Here is a 17,508-nt window from a genome sequence, read left to right as displayed (position 1 = left end):
GACCCATTCCCGCGCCGCCACCGGGACCGATATCCGGACAAGGGCTTCCGCTGCCGGGACGACGTCACCTACATTGCCTGCGCATTACCCGGGTGAACAGCGAGGGGACGGAGTCACCAGATGTCAGAACAGCCGGATGCGACCGGAGCGGCGGGAGTGACGCCACTGCGCGTCGTGATCGCCCTCTGCCTCGTGGCGCCCTTTGCCGCGATGCTGTGGGTCGGCTCCTACGCCAAGACCGGTCCCGCCTTCATCGGCATCCCGTTCTTCTACTGGTACCAGATGCTGTGGGTGCTGATCTCCACGGCGCTGACCATGATCGCGTACCGGCTGTGGCAGCGGGACCGGCGCGACCGCGGCGGCCGTGAGGGGGGTGTGCCGCAGTGAAGGACGGAGTGAACGGCGTCGCGCTCGGCGTCTTCGTGTTCTTCTTCCTGGCCGTCACCGTGCTGGGCTTCCTGGCGGCGCGCTGGCGCAGGGCCGAGAACGAGCACAGCCTCGACGAGTGGGGGCTGGGCGGGCGGTCCTTCGGCACCTGGATCACCTGGTTCCTGCTCGGCGGTGACCTGTACACGGCGTACACCTTCGTCGCCGTGCCCGCGGCGGTCTACGCGGCGGGTGCGTCCGGCTTCTTCGCGGTGCCGTACACGATCCTGGTCTACCCGCTGATCTTCACCTTCCTGCCCCGGCTGTGGTCGGTGTCGCACCGGCACGGCTACGTCACGACCTCCGACTTCGTGCGCGGACGCTTCGGCTCGAAGGGGCTGTCGCTGGCGGTGGCGGTCACCGGCATCCTGGCGACGATGCCGTACATCGCGCTCCAACTGGTGGGCATCCAGGCGGTGCTGGACGTGATGGGCGTGGGCGGCGGCGAGAACACCAACTGGTTCGTCAAGGACCTGCCGCTGCTGATCGCCTTCGGTGTGCTGGCCGCGTACACCTACTCCTCGGGACTGCGGGCCCCCGCGCTGATCGCGTTCGTGAAGGACGCGCTCATCTACATCGTCATCGCGGTCGCGATCATCTACATCCCGATCAAGCTGGGCGGCTTCGACCACATCTTCGCCAAGGCGGGTGAGAAGTTCGCCACGACCGGCGCGGGGAGCCTCGTACCGGCCCCCGCGGGGCAGTGGACCTATGCGACGCTCGCGCTGGGCTCCGCGCTGGCGCTGTTCATGTACCCGCACTCGATCACCGCGACGCTGTCCTCGCGCAGCCGTGAGGTGATCCGCCGCAATACCACGATCCTGCCGCTGTACTCGCTGATGCTGGGTCTGCTGGCGCTGCTCGGCTTCATGGCGATCGCGGCGGGCGTGAAGGTGCAGAACGGACAGCTGGCGATTCCGCAGCTGTTCGAAGACATGTTCCCGGACTGGTTCGCCGGGGTGGCCTTCGCGGCGATCGGCATCGGGGCACTGGTCCCGGCGGCGATCATGTCCATCGCGGCCGCCAACCTCTTCACCCGCAACATCTACAAGGACTTCATCAAGCCGGACGCCACGGCGCAGGAGGAGACCCGGGTCTCCAAGATCGTATCGCTGCTGGTGAAGGTGGGCGCCCTGGTCTTCGTCCTCACCATGGACAAAACGGTCGCCATCAACTTCCAGCTGCTGGGCGGCATCTGGATCCTCCAGACCTTCCCGGCCCTGGTCGGCGGGCTCTTCACCCGGTGGTTCCACCGCTGGGCACTGCTCGCGGGCTGGGCGGTCGGCATGATCTACGGCACTCTCGCGGCCTACGGTGTCGCCTCCCCCACCCAGAAGCACTTCGGGGGCTCAGCGAAGGAGATCCCGGGCATCGGTGAGATCGGCTACATCGGTCTGACCGCCTTTGTACTGAACGTCCTCGTCACGGTGGTCCTGACCGTCGCCCTCCGGGTCCTGAAGGCCCCCGAGGGCGTCGACGAGACCAGCCCGGCGGACTACACGGCGGACGCGGGCGACGCCGGGGTCGAGGTGGAACTGCCCCCGGCCACGGCCGATTCGGTGCACTGAGGCTCCCTGGCGCCTCCTTCCCGGCCGGGCGGACGCGGGCCGTCGGAGTGATCCGGCGGCCCGCTGCCGTACCCGCAGAAGCCCACCGGGGGGCATGGCCGCCGGGCGGCGGAGAGGCCCGGCGTCACCCCCGGACGGCCCCGCGGCGCGAGCCCCGGCCGCCCGACACGCCCGGCGCCGCACCGGCCTGCGGTGAGCGTGCGGTGGCGTCCGCCCGGCGCATCCTGCACATCACCCACCCAACCGGGGCGCGTCGACTCCACTCGCACACCTGAGCGGAAGGGGAATCCGCCCCCGGTACCGCGGCGACCTCGCGCTTCTCACCTTTGCGTTGACACTCTGACACGCTCCGAAGCCGACACGGCACAACATCTGGGGGTGACGCCGCGACCCGGCACAAGATGTATGCTCATGCTCGCTGTCGTCGCAGGGGAATCCGGTGCGAATCCGGAACTGTCCCGCAACGGTGTACTTGTACCTGTCCGTCCCCGGACGGACGCGTCCAAGCGTCAGTCCGAGGACCTGCCGACAGCGCGCCCGGCCGACCGGCCCGGGCGCATGACGACGTCCGGGCCTCGTGGAGTTGGGCCGGTGGACGCGCGCCCGCGCACGCTCGTGAGCCGCCCCCGCCCTCCGCCAGGCCCCGTGCCGAGCGAGGGAGAGCCCCACGTGACCATCGCGCCAGCCGACCCGGCTTCAGCGACACCGGCATCGGTACCGTCCGCGGTGACCGACGGGACCGACGGTCCCGGTACCGCGCTGCTGCGTACCCTGACCGAGCTGACCGCCGACCTCCCCGACGCCGACCCCGGCCGGGTCGCCGCAGCCGCGCTGCGCGGCCGGTCCGCGCGGGCGGACGAGGCGGAACTGCGCGAGCTGGCCACGGAGGCGGCCGCGGGCCTCATCTCCGAGGACCCCGCCTACTCCCGGCTGGCCGCACGGCTGCTGACGATCGGGATCCGTGCCGAGGCGGCCTCCCAGGGCGTCACCTGCTTCACCGAGTCCGTCGCCGTCGGGCACCGCGAGGGCCTGATCGCCGACCGGACCGCCGACTTCGTGGAGCGGCACGCGGACCGGCTCAACGCCCTGATCGACACCGGTGCCGACGACCGCTTCGGCTACTTCGGCCTGCGCACCCTGCACAGCCGCTACCTGCTGCGGCACCCGATCACCCGCAAGGTCGTCGAGACGCCCCAGCACTTCCTGCTGCGCGTCGCCGCCGGTCTCGCGGAGGACGACTCGGCCCGCTCGGTGGACGATGTCGCGGCGCTCTACGGGCTGATGAGCCGTCTCGACTACCTGCCCTCCTCGCCCACCCTCTTCAACTCCGGCACCCGGCACCCCCAGATGTCCTCCTGCTACCTCCTGGACTCCCCCAAGGACGAGCTGGACTCCATCTACGACCGGTACCACCAGGTCGCCCGCCTCTCCAAGCACGCCGGCGGCATCGGCATCGCCTACTCCCGTGTCCGTTCCCGCGGTTCGCTGATCCGCGGCACCAACGGCCACTCCAACGGCATCGTCCCGTTCCTGAAGACGCTGGACGCCTCCGTCGCCGCCGTGAACCAGGGCGGGCGCCGCAAGGGCGCGGCCGCGGTCTACCTGGAGACCTGGCACTCCGACATCGAGGAGTTCCTGGAGCTGCGCGACAACACCGGTGAGGACGCCCGGCGTACGCACAACCTGAACCTCGCGCACTGGATCCCGGACGAGTTCATGCGCCGGGTCAACACCGACCAGCCGTGGTCGCTGTTCTCCCCCGCGGACGTGCCCGAGCTGGTCGACCTGTGGGGCGAGGAGTTCGACGCCGCCTACCGCAAGGCCGAGGCCGCCGGGCTCGCCAAGAAGACCATCCCGGCCCGGGAGCTGTACGGCCGCATGATGCGCACCCTCGCGCAGACCGGCAACGGCTGGATGACCTTCAAGGACGCCGCCAACCGCACCGCCAACCAGACGGCGACCGCGGGCCACGTGGTCCACTCCTCCAACCTCTGCACGGAGATCCTGGAGGTCACGGACGACGGCGAGACCGCAGTCTGCAACCTGGGCTCCATCAACCTCGGCGCGTTCGTCAGCGGCGGCGAGATCGAGTGGGAGCGCCTGGACGAGACCGTCCGCACGGCCGTCACCTTCCTCGACCGCGTGGTCGACATCAACTTCTACCCGACCGAGCAGGCGGGCCGCTCCAACTCCAAGTGGCGTCCGGTCGGCCTGGGCGCGATGGGTCTCCAGGACGTCTTCTTCAAGCTGCGCCTGCCCTTCGAGTCGCCCGAGGCCAAGGCGCTGTCCACCCGGATCGCCGAGCGCATCATGCTGGCGTCCTACGAGGCCTCCGCGGACCTGGCCGAGCGCAACGGCCCGCTGCCGGCCTGGGAGAAGACCCGTACGGCCCAGGGTGTGCTGCACCACGACCACTTCGACGTCGAGCTGAACTGGCCGGAGCGCTGGGCGGCGCTGCGCGAGCGGATCGCGACGGTCGGCATGCGCAACTCGCTGCTGCTGGCCATCGCGCCGACCGCCACCATCGCCTCCATCGCGGGCGTCTACGAGTGCATCGAGCCCCAGGTCTCCAACCTGTTCAAGCGCGAGACGCTGTCCGGCGAGTTCCTCCAGGTCAACTCCTACCTGGTGCAGGAGCTCAAGGACCTGGGCGTCTGGGACGCGCGCACCCGTGAGGCGCTGCGCGACTCCAACGGCTCGGTGCAGGACTTCGCGTGGATCCCGGCCGACGTGCGGGCGCTGTACCGCACGGCGTGGGAGATCCCGCAGCGCGGTCTGATCGACATGGCCGCGGCCCGCACCCCGTTCCTGGACCAGGCGCAGTCGCTGAACCTGTTCCTGGAGACGCCGACCATCGGCAAGCTCTCCTCGATGTACGCCTACGCCTGGAAGTCGGGCCTGAAGACGACGTACTACCTCCGCTCGCGTCCGGCGACCCGGATCGCCCGCGCCGCCCAGGCGCAGGCGCGTGCGTCCATCCCCGTCCAGCAGGTGGCCGACCCCGACGCCATCGCCTGCTCCCTGGAAAACCCCGAGTCCTGCGAGGCCTGCCAGTAATGACCACCCGATCCCAGAACCTGCTCGACCCGGGCTTCGAGCTGACCCTCCGTCCGATGCGCTACCCCGACTTCTACGAGCGCTACCGGGACGCCATCAAGAACACCTGGACCGTGGAGGAGGTCGACCTCCACTCGGACGTGGCCGACCTCGCGAAGCTGTCCCCGGAGGAGCAGCACCTGATCGGCCGTCTGGTGGCCTTCTTCGCGACGGGCGACTCGATCGTCGCGAACAACCTGGTGCTGACGCTGTACAAGCACATCAACTCCCCGGAGGCGCGCCTGTACCTGTCGCGCCAGCTGTTCGAGGAGGCCGTGCACGTCCAGTTCTATCTGACGCTGCTGGACACCTACCTCCCCGACCCGGAGGACCGCAACGCGGCCTTCGCGGCCGTGGAGAACATCCCGTCCATCCGGGAGAAGGCCGAGTTCTGCTTCAAGTGGATGGACTCGGTGGACCACCTGGACCGCCTGGAGTCCAAGGCCGACCGCCGCCGCTTCCTGCTGAACCTGATCTGCTTCGCCGCGTGCATCGAGGGCCTGTTCTTCTACGGCGCCTTCGCCTACGTGTACTGGTTCCGCAGCCGGGGTCTGCTGCACGGTCTCGCCACCGGCACCAACTGGGTGTTCCGCGACGAGACGATGCACATGTCCTTCGCCTTCGACGTGGTCGACACCGTCCGCAAGGAGGAGCCGGAGCTCTTCGACGACGAGCTCCAGCAGCAGGTGACCGACATGCTGCGGGAGGCCGTCGAGGCCGAGCTCCAGTTCGCCCGCGACCTGTGCGGTGAGGGCCTGCCGGGCATGAACACCGCCTCGATGCGGCAGTACCTGGAGTGCGTCGCCGACCAGCGTCTGTCGCGCCTCGGCTTCGCCCCGGTGTACGGCTCGGAGAACCCCTTCTCCTTCATGGAGCTCCAGGGCGTCCAGGAGCTGACCAACTTCTTCGAGCGCCGTCCGTCGGCGTACCAGGTCGCGGTGGAGGGCACCGTGGACCTGGACGAGGACTTCTGAGTCTCCGGGACCCCCAGCACAACGCCGGTCCGGCGCCCGTGGTGATGAGCCACGGGCGCCGGACCGGCGGCGTTTGACCGGCCGCGGCGCGCGGCCGGGGCCCTCGGAACGGCCCGTCGCGCACCGGGGGTCACCGGGGAAGGGGCGTCAGCAGCAGCCTGCGCGGGCGCAGGGTGATGCCGATGCGGAGCCTCGGGTCGGAGCCGGGGGCCTCCTCGAAGCGGTAGGCGGACGCCACCTCGGCCATGATCAGGGTGAGTTCGGCCATCGAGAAGTGGTCCCCGGGGCACTTCCGGTTGCCGACCCCGAAGGGGGTCATCGCGTACTTGGGGACGTCCTTGGCGCGCTCCGGGCGCCAGCGGTGGGGGTCGAACCGCTCGGGGGCCTCGTAGGAGAGCGGGTCGTGCTGGATCGCGTAGGGGCTGTACACGACGTCCGCCCCGGCCGGAATGCGGTGGCCGCCGAGCCGGGTGTCGGCCACCGCTCGCCGCGTCAGAATCCACACCGCGGGGCGCAGCCGCATTGTCTCGACGATGACATGGGCGGTGTACGGCAGATTCCGGACGTCCTCGAATGCGACCGGCCGCCCGCCGGTCACGGCTTTCACTTCGTCGCGGATCTTGTCCGCCTCTTCCGGATGGTCACTGAGCACCTGGAGAAGCGACATGACCATGGAGCCCACTGTTTCGCTCCCGGCCGTCACTATGGCGACGACCTGGTCGTGGATCTCCTGTTCCCCAATGGGCTCGCCGTTGCCGTCCTTCGCCTCCAGCAAAGCCATCAGCAAATCGTTCGGCTTGTGACCGGATGCCCGGCGGGCGGCGACGATCTCATCCACGAGCAGATGTAAATCGGCCAATGCCCGATTGAATGTGCGATTGGCCGGAACAGGCAGGCGGTAGAGGGGCCCGAGCGGTATCACCATGCGCTGGTACATGCCGCTGAAGAGCGTGGCGAGCGCGGCGCAGATACGCTCGGCCCGTTCGTCCATATAGGTGCCGCCCATCAGACAGCGGGCGGCGACGCGCACGGCGACCCGGAACGACTCCGTCGTCACGTCGATGACCGCGCCGGACCGCCAGCGCTCCACGAGGGCGCGCGCCTCCTCGGCCATCACCGGCCCGTAGCCGGGGACGGCCTCCTGCCGGAAGGCGGGCTGCATGGTGCGCCGTTGACGCCGGTGCAGCGGACCGTTGCTGGTGGCGACGCCCTCCTTGCCGAGCAGCCCCTCCAGGGACTCCCACAGCGGGCCGCCGATCTCGAAGTCGGTGCTGAGCGCGAGCGCCCCGGCGAGTTCCGGGGTGGTGACCGCGTAGACCGTCTTCGGCCCGAGCTTCAGACGGACGACACCGCCGTCCCCCCGCAGCCGGCCCAGCAGGCCGAGCGGGTCGCGGAAGAGCGTCCAGCCATGGCCGAGGAGCGGGATTCCGCCCCCGGCGAGCGGGGGGACGGCCGCGGGTGCCGCCGTCCCGGGCGCCTTTGGACCGAGCGATTCCAGGGTCATTTCTCACCTGCCGCTTCGTTGTCGACGTACGGGGGTGTGGAGCGGTCGTCCCAGCTGTCGACCATGTAGCGGCCGGACTCGTGATGGAACCAGTACACGGCGCTGAACCAGTTCCGCATGTTTGCGACGATCGCCTTCACGGTTCCGCTCAGTTCCTTTCCCTGCACGGTGACGCCCGCGAGGGAGTCGGCGAACCGCAGCGCCTCCTTTTCGGCGGCGAGGAAACCGGATATGCATTCCTCGATCCGCCGCCGCATTTCTCCGACGGCTTCTTCGAGTGTCATGCCCTCGTGCTGGACGAGACTGATTCCCAGATTGTGGACCTCGTCCCCCGCGATTTCCTTGGGGAGCGAGCACAAGTCGTTGTACCAGGCGGCGAATTCCTGGCTCAGCAGGGCGGCCCGCCGGTATGCGGGGTGTTTCCGTACGGCGTCGGGCAGTTCGCAGCCCGCGGCGGCCTCCAGCAGATCGGTCCAGATCCAGTGCGCGAAGGTGAGCCGCCTGAGGTCCAGATAGCCCTCGACCGTCGGGACGGTCCCGCGGGTGCGGTTGCGGTACTCCCGGTCGTAGGCCTCGATCACCGCGTGGAAGTGCCGGGCGAAGCGCCGGTTCCACCGCTCGCCCAGGAACCCGTACATCCGGCCCACACTGTCCGCGAGCCCGGCGACCAGAGGGTCGGGGTGGTGCAGATGGTGCGTGGGTGAGTCCAGGGCGGCGTGGAGCTGGAACCTCAGCCTCCGCCAGGCCGCCGAGCGCCGGTGGACGATGTCGCGGTCGTGGCGGTCGTCCCAGACGAAGAACCACGCGCTGTAGTCCGCTATCGCCTGGAGGACCTCGTCGGGGGCGCCCAGGTAGTAGCCGGCCATCAGGTCGGTGTAGCAGAGCCCGTCGGCGTACTCCTCGACCTTGTCCGCAGGCATGAGCCGTTTCTCGAGGAGCCAGGCGCGCGTCTTCTCCTGGAGACGGGGCCAATACGGGTGCAGCCGACGGGGAAACGCGGTCTCGACGACCGGCAGACATAACGCCGGTGGAACCGCGACCGCGGTCGCCGTCGGTGAAGTGCTGTGTGGGAAAGCTGGCACGAACAAACCCCTCTCAGCCGCCGGTTGGCGCCACGCCCCTCTCGCCGTGCCGGGCGCACCGCCGTTGCGTATTCCCGCGCTTTCCATTCAGCACCACAACTGACCGGTATGGGAACGGATTTGGCCCAGCCATCTCCGAGCGTGCCGAGAATATCCCTTGTGTGACTGAATATGGGCCGGTTCAGGCGTACAGAGGATCGAATGTGCGACGCACACATGAACGACGCCCGGCCGGGACAGCTGCCCGGCCGGGCGTCGTGGACCATGGGTGTCAGTCGTTGGCCACCACGGGGTAGCGGGGCTCGTTCTCGGCCATCTGCCGCAGGGCGTCCTTGCGCTCGCGCTTGGAGAGCCGGTCGATGTACAGGTAGCCGTACAGGTGGTCGGTCTCGTGCTGCAAACACCGGGCGAAGTAGCCCGTACCGCGCACCTTGACCGGGTTGCCCTTCTCGTCCTGGCCGGTCACCTCGGCGTAGTCGGGCCGGGCGAGCGGCGCGTACGCGGTCGGGACGGACAGGCAGCCCTCGTTGCTGTCGTCGAGGCGGCGGCGGTCGGCGGGCAGGTCCACCAGCCGGGGGTTGCAGAGGACGCCGACGTGGCGCACGCCCTCGTCGTCCTGGCAGTCGTAGACGAAAACCTTCCGATCGACACCGATCTGGTTGGCGGCCAGGCCCACGCCCTCGGCCGTGCGCTGGCTGGCGAACATGTCCGCGACCAGCTGGTCCAGCTCCGCGCCGAACTCGGTGACGTCCTTGCACTCCTTGTGCAGCACCGGATTCCCGACGACCGTGATCGGCCGCGAGGTGCCACGCTCGCGCCAGGCCGTCTCGCGCTCCTCGGGGTTCTCGGTGTCGACGACGAAGCCCTCGTCGTCCACGGGGAGCACGCCCGCGTGCTGCTGATCGGTGTCCTGCTGCGCCATGACCGACGTACGCCTTCCTGCAACCATGGGAAATCCTGCGAGTACAGCCTACGGGGCGCGCCCGGGTGCTCTCCCGGCTTTGCCCGGCCGGGCTCCTGGTCAGCAGACCTCTTCGAGGTCCCGCCAGTCCCGGGAGTCCGGGCTGTCCGCCACCCAGCCGTCGAGCAGCCCCCGGACCAGCGCGTCGGGCGCCGCGATACCGCACTCGCGTTCGGGCACCCAGAGCTGGCCGTCGGTGCGGTGGCCCAGCGGCCCCGGGTGCCCGGGCTCGCTGTGGTCGTGCGGATCGAGGTGCTCGCCGTCGCCCTCGTCCGACGGCATCCGGGACTCCGAGCAGGCCCGGCACAGCAGCCGCACGGACGAGGACCAGTCCTCGGCGGCGAACCCCGCGTCGGCGGCCAGCCGCTCCAGCGCGTCCCGGTCGTCCTCGGTGGCGGCCTCCAGCAGCACCACCCAGGTGGGCACCGGCGAGGGCGCCCACAGCTCGATCTCGTCGAAGACCGGATAGGCGTGCCCGGCGGCCGTGGTGCGCTCCCCGTGGGGCACCCCGTCGTGCAGCACGACCTCGCCCCAGCGGCGCCCGGAGGACGGCAGCGGGATGGAGAGCACCTCCATGCGTGCGGGATCCAGTCGGCGCCCCCACACCACCTCGGCCTCACCCTCCGGCGACAGCCTCACGGCGGCGCTGCCCAGCTCCATGCCCTCCGGCTCGGCGGACACGGCGGAACCGCCGGGCACCCGCAGCCCGTAGGCCTGCCAGGCGCGGCGGGCCAGCGGCCAGTCCTGGAGGGCGGTGGCCGCGATGCCCACGTTCCACCAGTCCGGGGCGCCCGCCTCCCGGTCGAGCAGGGCCACCGCGCGCAGCCCCGCGGTGCGGGCCTGCTCCCAGTCGTGGCGGAACTTGTGCAGCAGGGCCAGGTTGAACCAGGACTCCGACAGCCAGGGCTCCAGGCCCGCGGCGCGGGTCAGCAGCGCGCCCGCGTCCTCGTACCGTCCGTCGCCGATCAGCGTGAACGCGCGGTCGGTGGCCTGCCGCCAGGAGGCGGAGGGCCGGTGCCGTCCCTTCCCGAAGATCCTCACGATTCCCGCCTGCCAGTCCCTTGCGATCCCGCCTGCCGGTTCCCTGCCGTCCGCGGGGTCACGCGCGAGCTGTGCCCCCGAACACCTCTCCTCGCATCCAACCACGTACCGCCGGACGGCCGCTCATTACCCATGGGTTACCCCGTGGCAGGCAGGGTCAGACCGTCTCTCTGCAACACCCTCGCGAGTGACTCCACCACCTCGGGAGCGTAGTCGCGGGCACGGGCCAGCCGCAGCCGCTCCAGCGCGCGGAGCGCTCCGGCCGGACCGGGCTGCTGCCGCGTCATCTCCTCGAACGCGTTAACGGCCCGGATGATCCGGGCACCGACCGGCTGCTCCGGACAGGGGTCGGCCTGCCGTTCCACGACGACCGCGACCTCGGCGTCCACCCCGGTCTGCCGGACGACGGCGCCGCCGAGGAGCGCGATGCGGCGCTGCTCCTCGGCGGGCAGCACGGCGGTGGCGCCCGCGGGGACGGGGTCGACCAGGCCGAGCTGCCCGATGTCGTGCATCAGCGCCGCGTACTCCAGCACGGTCAGCTCGGCCCCGGACAGACCCAGCTCGCGGCCGACGGCCCGGCTCAGCTCCGCCACCCGGCGGGCGTGCCCGGGCGGTGTGTACCCGGCGATCTCGGTGGCGCGGGCCAGCGAGGCGACGGTCTGCCGGTGGGTGGTGCGGGCGGCTGCGCAGCGCCGGTGGGAGAGCTGGGTGAGCAGCAGCGGCAGCGAGAGGGCGGGCAGCGCCCACAGGCCCGCCACCGCGACGGCGGGCGACATCACGGCACCGGTGGCGAAGACGGCGGAGCCGATGCCGAGCCGGGCGCGCAGCCCCTCGTGCAGCAGGGCGCCGAAAGGGCGGCGGGTGCGGGAGTGCGCCAGTGCGGCGGCCAGCAGGGCGTCGCAGAGGGTGGTCGGCACCAGCAGGGCGACCAGGAGGAGGGGGTACGCGGGCCCGCTCCAGCCGTGCGGTCCGGCCTCCCGGTAGACCGGCTGGAAGCAGAGGGCGGCGAAGCCCACGGTCAGCAGGCGGCGGGTGAGGTGGTCGGCGGCGGAACCGCGGCCCCGGGCCACCTGCGGGACGCAGCCCGCCAGGGCGGCCGCGAGGACCACGGTGACGACCTGCGCCACCCCGTGGTGGGCGGGCCGCCCGGCGATCTGCCCGAGCAGCGCGTAGGAGAGCGCCCCGGCGGCACCGAGGGGCGCGGGCTCCCGCTCGTCGCCGCCGCTCCACCGGGACAGCTCCCCCACGGCGACCAGCACCCCGTAGGCGAGGGCGGCGGAGGGCTCCGCGAGACCGTCCCGGAGGGTCAGACCGAGGCAGCAGACGGCGAGGAGCCCCGCGGCGGTACGGGCCGCGAGGAGCACGAGCGGGAGGCGGGGCGGAGCCGGGCGGGGGTGGGACACACGGCGTCCCGGCATACGGCGACCGGGCCTACGGGGCCGGGGCACGCGGGCCCAGGGCGTGCGGGGCCGGGGCACACGGGCCCAGGGCATACGGGACAGGGGCATGCGGGCTCGGAGCACGCGGCGCGGGGCCATGCGGGACCAGGGCACGCGGACCCGAAGGACCCGGCGCGGGGCCGTGCGGACCCAGGTGGTGCGGGGCGGGGTCATGCGGGGTCGTTCCCGCCGCGGGCCCGTCCGGCGGCGCGGGCGGCCGGGGGCGGTACGCGGGCGTACGTCTCATCGGCGGTGACCGCCGGGTGCCAGTGCCCGCCGCCGGGGCCGTCCGGGCGGGGGCGGCCCCAGCGGTCCAGCGCACGGACCAGCGCCCGCACCACCTCCGGGTCGAACTGGGTGCCCGCGCAGCGCCGCAGCTCCTCCAGCGCGGCTTCGACGGGCCGGGCCCGCCGGTAGGAGCGGGTCGAGGTCATCGCGTCGAAGGCGTCGGCGACGGCCACCACCCGGGCGGCCTCCGGGATCCGGCGCCCGCTCAGCCCGCAGGGGTAGCCGGAGCCGTCGAGCCGCTCGTGGTGGTGCAGGATCGCGTCCCGCGCCTCGCCGAGGAAGCCGATGCCGCGCACGATCTCGTCGCCGTACTCGGGGTGCAGCTCGATGATCCGGCGCTCCTCGTGGGTGAGCGGCCCCTCCTTGCGCAACAGCCGGGTGGGGACGCCGAGTTTGCCGATGTCGTGCAGGGTCCCGGCGAGCCGCAGGACCTCCACCCGGCGGTCGTCAAGGCCGAGTTCGCGCGCGATCATCATGGAGGCCTGGCCGACGCGTTCGCTGTGGCCGCGGGTGTACCGGTCCTTGAGGTCGACGGCCCGGACCAGCGCGCGGACCGTCGCCCGGTGGGCGGCCCGCTCCCGGTCGTACTGGGCGAAGACCCAGCAGGAGACGCACATGGGCAGGAGCACCAGCAGGGCGGTCACCGGCCCGTAGGGGCTGCGCCAGAGCACGGCCATCATCAGTCCGGCGAGCCCGTGCACGGAGACGGGGGCGAGGCTCCGCAGGAACATCCCGCGCCAGGCGGTGCGCGCCGGTACCCGCTCGGCCAGCACCAGGATGCCGCCGTCGAGGGCGGTCAGCACCAGGCAGAACGCCACCACCGCGGCCGCGGCGGCCGGGAGGGCGTCCGGGAGACGGGGGCCGAGGAGCGCGGCCGGGCCGCCGAGGGCGCGGTGGACACGGGACGCCGTCCAGACGGCGAGGGCGGGCCGCGCGGCCCGCCAGCAGCGGCGCAGCCAGGGAGGCCGTCCGGCGGGCCGGGCAAGCAGGGCGCCGGGCAGCGGTACGCACGCGGCGGCGGCCGGGGGCAGCAGAAAGGCCGCGGCGAGCAGGGCGGGGTAGAAGGTGCCCCCGCTCTCCGGGGGCCGGTGGCCGGAGGGGCCACCGGGGGACCGTCCGGAGTGTCCGGGGGACCGGGTCAGGGGGAGCCGCTCGCAGGCGGCCGAGCCCGCGGCGAGCAGGGCGACCGCGGGCCAGGAGGCGGGAGCACGGGCCAGGGGAGCCGCGCACACCAGGGCGCCGAGGGCGGCGCAGCAGACATAGACGACTGCCGGCGGCCGGACCGGTCCCATGGTGTTCCTCCCCCCGAACCCGCACCGCTGTCCGGACCGGACGGGCCCGGGCATGCCCCGGTTTCAGGCTCGGGAGCCTAGAGGGGAGGGCGGCCCGGGAGGGGCGCTTCGGGGGGAAATCCAGGGGTCCGAGCCCCTGGATTGGTACGTTCGGGTGACGCTCGACCGCGGAAGACCGCCGTGTCGAACAGAAGTTCAGGACTCCTGCGGTGTCGCCGTCACATCGTGGTCGGGCACCGCCCGGCCGGAGCGGATCAGGTCGATCCGGCCCATGACCTTCGCCCGGAGGTCGCTCGGTACGTCGTCATGGCCGCAGCACCGCTTGACCAGCTTCTTCACGGCCTGCTCCAGACCGTACTTCTCGAGGCACGGCGAGCACTCCTCGAAGTGGTGCTGGATCTTGGAGCGGTCCACGTCCGGCATCTCGCTGTCGAGGAACTCGTAGAGATGGTCCAGGACCTCACTGCAATCCGTCTCGTGCGGCTCTCCGCAGCTCATGAGCCCGAGCCTTTCGCTTCGTCCGACTCCCCGGCACCGGCCGGGACCAGTCCCCGCTCGCGGGCGTAGTCCTCGAGCATGCCGCGCAGTTGACGGCGGCCCCGGTGCAGCCGGGACATCACCGTACCGATGGGTGTCCCCATGATGTCCGCGATCTCCTTGTACGCAAACCCCTCCACGTCCGCGAGATAGACGGCGATGCGGAACTCCTCGGGGATCGCCTGGAGGGCCTCCTTCACGTCCGAGTCGGGCAGGTGGTCGAGCGCCTGCGACTCGGCGGAGCGCAGACCGGTCGACATGTGCGACTCGGCGCGGGCCAGCTGCCAGTCCTCGATCTCCTCGGCCGCGCTGCGCTGGGGTTCGCGCTGCTTCTTGCGGTACGAGTTGATGAAGGTGTTGGTGAGGATCCGGTAGAGCCAGGCCTTGAGGTTGGTGCCCTCACGGAACTGGTGGAAGGACGCGTACGCCTTGGCGTAGGTCTCCTGCACCAGGTCCTCGGCGTCCGCCGGGTTGCGCGTCATGCGCAGGGCGGCGGAGTACATCTGGTCGAGGTACTCGAGCGCGTCCCGCTCGAAGCGCGCGCTGCGCGCGGCGGACGACTCCGCGCCCGTGCCCCGGCCCTCGGGCTGCTCCGCCTGGCCGTGTTCGGTCCCTGCGTCGGTACCGGTGACCGGACCCACCTCCTCCAGCGACGTGGCAGGACCGAAAGCGGTCCCACTGAGATCGGAGGATAGACGAACACCCTTGTCCGCCGCCGCCCGAATAGGGGCGGGCCTGGCCGCGTGCAGCACCGTCCAGTCCAGGTCGGCGCTGCTGCTGCGGCTCGGGCAGATGATCGAACCCATGCGGCGGACTTCCTCTCGTCGTGCGGTGCAGCACGCCCGGTGCTGTCTCGCCCCGCACAACAGCGGCCCGCGCCGCAGCATTCCCGTGGGTCACCCGGGCGACCCGAGTGACACCGTCCATGCCGCCACGGCGTCCGCGATGATCTCCAGGACGCGGTCCTGGTCCGGCTCAGCCCGCTTGGCGACGGCGAAGCCGTGATCGGCGCCCGGCACCTCGACGAGGCCGTAGGGGCCCGGCGGGAACTCCTCCGGCCTGCCGAAGGGGTCCCTGCCGCCCTGGACCACCAGGGTGGGCACGCCCGCCTCCAGCAGTTCCCCGGCGCGGGACTTCTCGGGGCGGCCCGGCGGGTGCAGCGGGAAACTCAGCGCGAGGACCGCGGCGGCGCCGAGTTCCCCGGCGGTGCGGCAGGCGACCCGGGCCCCGGCGCTGCGGCCCCCGGCGATCACGGGCAGCCCCGGCTCCGCCAGGGCGGGCCACACCCCGCGCCATCCGGTGTCCAGCGTCTTCGGCGCGGGCGCCACCTTTCTGCCCGCCACCCGCCAGGGCTGCTCGACGAGCGCGACGGTCACCCCGTGCGCGGGCAGCGTCCGGGCCAGGGCCTGGAGGTCGCGTGCCTCGACCCCGCCCCCGGCGCCGTGCCCGAGGGCGAGCACCCGCTCGGGCCGCCGCGCCCGGTGCCAGGTCACCCGGGCCGTACCGGCGCCGGTCTCCACGCTCTGCGTCACATCCGTCATGTCCGTCGCACCCGTATGTCGTCCGCACCCGCCATGTCGTCCACGCCCGTTCCGTTCCCCGCACCCGTCCGCCGGGACAGGGGCCGGGTGCCACGTCCGGGCACGTCAGAAGAGTGTGCCCTCCTCGGGGGCCTCCAGCTCCGTCAGCAGCTCCGGGCCGTTGTTGCGGACATTGCTGACCGCGGTGGAGACGGGGTAGGCGCGCATCAGACCGGAGGGCGGCGGCTGGAGCAGGGCGCGCAGCTCGTCCGGGTCGGTGTGCGCGGGGTCGAGCCAGGCGTCCCAGCGGTCCGGGGTGAGCATCAGGGGCATGCGCGGATGGATGTCGGACAGCGAGCGGGGGCCCTCGGCGGGCGCGGCGGCCAGCGGTGCCGTCTCCGCCTCCGTGGTGATCACCGAGCAGGTCACCCACCAGGCCCGGGGATGGTCGTCGGGCAGCGTCCGGTCCCGCCAGAACTCGTAGAGGCCCGCCATCGCGAAGACCGAGCCGTCGGCGGGCAGCACGAAGTACGGCTGCTTGCGCGGCCGCTTGCGGCGGCCCTCGACCTCCAGGTCGCGCTCCTGGCTGCCGGTGACCCACTCGTAGTAGCCGTCGGCGGGGATGATGCAGCGCCGGGCGGCGAAGGCGCGGCGGTAGGAGGGCTTCTCGTGCACGGTCTCCGCACGCGCGTTGATCATCCGGGCGGCCCCTTCGGGCGATTTCGCCCAGGAGGGGACCAGCCCCCAGGTCAGTCTGCGCAGCTGGCGAACCGGCCGCCGGTCCTCGGCGTCTTTCAGAGGACGCTCCAGGACGGCGTGCACCTGCTTGGTCGGGGCGACGTTGTAGTCGGGGGCCAGGGTCTCCGGCGGCTCACCGGCCCCGGTTCCCGTCTCCGCCGGCACCGGGGGGACCCCGGGCTCGGCCCCGAAGATTCCTGCGAGATCCTCGGGCCTGCGACTCGCTGCATACCGTCCGCACATGCGTGCCACCCTGCCAGATCCGCCGACACCCAGGAGCCGTTCCCCGCAATGGACAGCCTCGCCTCCACCTCGCTGAGCGCCCTTCCCGACCTGTGGGACCGGGTCTTCGGAAGCCAGCCCGACCCCGATCTGTGGGTGGTGATCGCCACCCTGGCCGCCGCGCTCGCGGTGGTCGTCCCGCGGGGCAGCTGGCGGGTGGCGCGCAACGCCATCACCATCGCGCACGAGGGCGGGCACGGGCTGGTCGCGCTGCTGACCGGCCGCACCCTGACGGGCATCCGGCTGCACTCCGACACCAGCGGCCTCACCGTCAGCCGGGGCAAGCCCTACGGCCTCGGCATGATCCTCACCGCCGCCGCGGGCTACACCGCTCCCCCGCTGCTGGGCCTCGGCGGCGCGGCACTGCTCGCCGCCGGGCACATCACCCTGCTGCTGTGGCTGGCCACCGCGCTGCTGCTGGTCATGCTGGTGATGATCCGCAACGCCTACGGGGTGCTGACCGTGGTCGTGACCGGCGGCACCTTCCTGCTGGTGTCCTGGCTGGCCGGTCCCCAGGTGCAGGCGGCGTTCGCCTATGCGGTGGTGTGGTTCCTGCTGGTCGGGGGCGTGCGGCCGGGCTTCGAGCTCCAGGCCAAGCGGTCGCGCTCCGGCGCCGGGGACTCCGACGCGGACCAGCTCTCCCGGCTCACCCATGTGCCCGCGGGCCTGTGGCTGTTCCTGTTCCACGTGGTGTCGCTGTGCTCGCTGATGGGCGGCGGGCAGTGGCTGCTGCGGCTCTGATTGCCACGGCCCTGCCGGT

The 17,508-nt window shown here is 71.8% G+C and carries 15 protein-coding genes and 1 riboswitch; of the genes, 5 read left to right on the top strand and 10 right to left on the bottom strand.

Annotation, left to right across the window (positions count from 1 at the left end; genetic code table 11):
- Nucleotides 1-120 precede the first annotated feature (120 nt).
- From ACIHAA_RS13630 to ACIHAA_RS13615, 4 genes are all read left to right on the top strand, one after another.
- A complete protein-coding gene (locus tag ACIHAA_RS13630) occupies nt 121-387 on the top strand; it encodes a DUF3311 domain-containing protein (RefSeq protein ID WP_399816469.1) in 267 nt (88 codons plus the stop codon).
- Entirely contained in the window at nt 384-1,994 is a 1,611-nt protein-coding gene (gene mctP, locus ACIHAA_RS13625; protein WP_399816468.1) for a monocarboxylate uptake permease MctP, read from the top strand. The genes ACIHAA_RS13630 and mctP overlap by 4 nt, the downstream gene beginning before the upstream one ends.
- A gap of 430 nt (nt 1,995-2,424) precedes the next feature.
- Nucleotides 2,425-2,517: riboswitch (cobalamin riboswitch) on the top strand.
- Nucleotides 2,518-2,663: 146 nt separating this feature from the next.
- Entirely contained in the window at nt 2,664-5,051 is a 2,388-nt protein-coding gene (locus ACIHAA_RS13620; protein WP_399816466.1) for a ribonucleoside-diphosphate reductase subunit alpha, read from the top strand.
- A complete protein-coding gene (locus tag ACIHAA_RS13615; RefSeq protein WP_399816463.1) occupies nt 5,051-6,064 on the top strand; it encodes a ribonucleotide-diphosphate reductase subunit beta in 1,014 nt (337 codons plus the stop codon). The genes ACIHAA_RS13620 and ACIHAA_RS13615 overlap by 1 nt, the downstream gene beginning before the upstream one ends.
- Nucleotides 6,065-6,194: 130 nt before the next feature.
- On the opposite strand, the gene ACIHAA_RS13610 is transcribed toward ACIHAA_RS13615, so the two are convergent.
- The 10 genes from ACIHAA_RS13610 to ACIHAA_RS13565 all read right to left on the bottom strand — a co-directional run bounded on the left by ACIHAA_RS13610 (nt 6,195) and on the right by ACIHAA_RS13565 (nt 16,709).
- Nucleotides 6,195-7,568: a cytochrome P450 gene (locus ACIHAA_RS13610; RefSeq protein WP_399816461.1), complete on the bottom strand. Its 1,374-nt coding sequence runs from the start codon at nt 7,566-7,568 to the stop codon at nt 6,195-6,197.
- The gene (gene cyc1, locus ACIHAA_RS13605) at nt 7,565-8,650 is read right to left on the bottom strand and encodes an epi-isozizaene synthase (protein WP_399816460.1); all 1,086 of its coding nucleotides are present in this window, start codon (nt 8,648-8,650) and stop codon (nt 7,565-7,567) included. The genes ACIHAA_RS13610 and cyc1 overlap by 4 nt, the downstream gene beginning before the upstream one ends.
- A gap of 271 nt (nt 8,651-8,921) precedes the next feature.
- Nucleotides 8,922-9,572: a peptide deformylase gene (gene def, locus ACIHAA_RS13600; RefSeq protein ID WP_399816773.1), complete on the bottom strand. Its 651-nt coding sequence runs from the start codon at nt 9,570-9,572 to the stop codon at nt 8,922-8,924.
- A 99-nt stretch (nt 9,573-9,671) separates the two neighbouring features.
- Entirely contained in the window at nt 9,672-10,652 is a 981-nt protein-coding gene (locus ACIHAA_RS13595; protein WP_399816458.1) for a tetratricopeptide repeat protein, read from the bottom strand.
- A gap of 137 nt (nt 10,653-10,789) precedes the next feature.
- Complete coding sequence (locus ACIHAA_RS13590) at nt 10,790-12,070, bottom strand: HD-GYP domain-containing protein (protein WP_399816456.1); 1,281 nt, start codon at nt 12,068-12,070, stop codon at nt 10,790-10,792.
- Between the two features lie 191 nt (nt 12,071-12,261).
- On the bottom strand, nt 12,262-13,671 hold the full coding sequence (locus tag ACIHAA_RS13585) for an HD-GYP domain-containing protein (protein ID WP_399816454.1): 1,410 nt from the start codon (nt 13,669-13,671) through the stop codon (nt 12,262-12,264).
- 195 nt (nt 13,672-13,866) lie between these two features.
- Nucleotides 13,867-14,169, bottom strand: a complete 303-nt coding sequence (gene rsrA, locus ACIHAA_RS13580; RefSeq protein ID WP_399816452.1) for a mycothiol system anti-sigma-R factor — start codon at nt 14,167-14,169, stop codon at nt 13,867-13,869.
- On the bottom strand, nt 14,166-14,849 hold the full coding sequence (gene sigR / locus ACIHAA_RS13575) for an RNA polymerase sigma factor SigR (protein ID WP_399816771.1): 684 nt from the start codon (nt 14,847-14,849) through the stop codon (nt 14,166-14,168). The genes rsrA and sigR overlap by 4 nt, the downstream gene beginning before the upstream one ends.
- A 255-nt stretch (nt 14,850-15,104) precedes the next feature.
- The gene (locus ACIHAA_RS13570) at nt 15,105-15,749 is read right to left on the bottom strand and encodes an alpha/beta family hydrolase (protein ID WP_399816450.1); all 645 of its coding nucleotides are present in this window, start codon (nt 15,747-15,749) and stop codon (nt 15,105-15,107) included.
- Nucleotides 15,750-15,854: 105 nt separating this feature from the next.
- Nucleotides 15,855-16,709 carry an SOS response-associated peptidase gene (locus ACIHAA_RS13565; protein WP_399816447.1) on the bottom strand — a complete coding sequence of 285 codons (855 nt, stop codon included), beginning with the start codon at nt 16,707-16,709 and terminating at the stop codon, nt 15,855-15,857.
- Between the two features lie 48 nt (nt 16,710-16,757).
- Here ACIHAA_RS13565 and ACIHAA_RS13560 point away from each other — a divergent pair, with 48 nt between their 5' ends.
- On the top strand, nt 16,758-17,489 hold the full coding sequence (locus tag ACIHAA_RS13560) for a M50 family metallopeptidase (protein WP_399816445.1): 732 nt from the start codon (nt 16,758-16,760) through the stop codon (nt 17,487-17,489).
- The last annotated feature ends 19 nt before the right edge of the window (nt 17,490-17,508 follow it).

The sequence above is a fragment of the Streptomyces sp. NPDC052040 genome, assembly GCF_044548405.1.
Lineage (GTDB): Bacteria > Actinomycetota > Actinomycetes > Streptomycetales > Streptomycetaceae > Streptomyces.
This window is presented reverse-complemented; position numbering and strand designations above follow the sequence as displayed.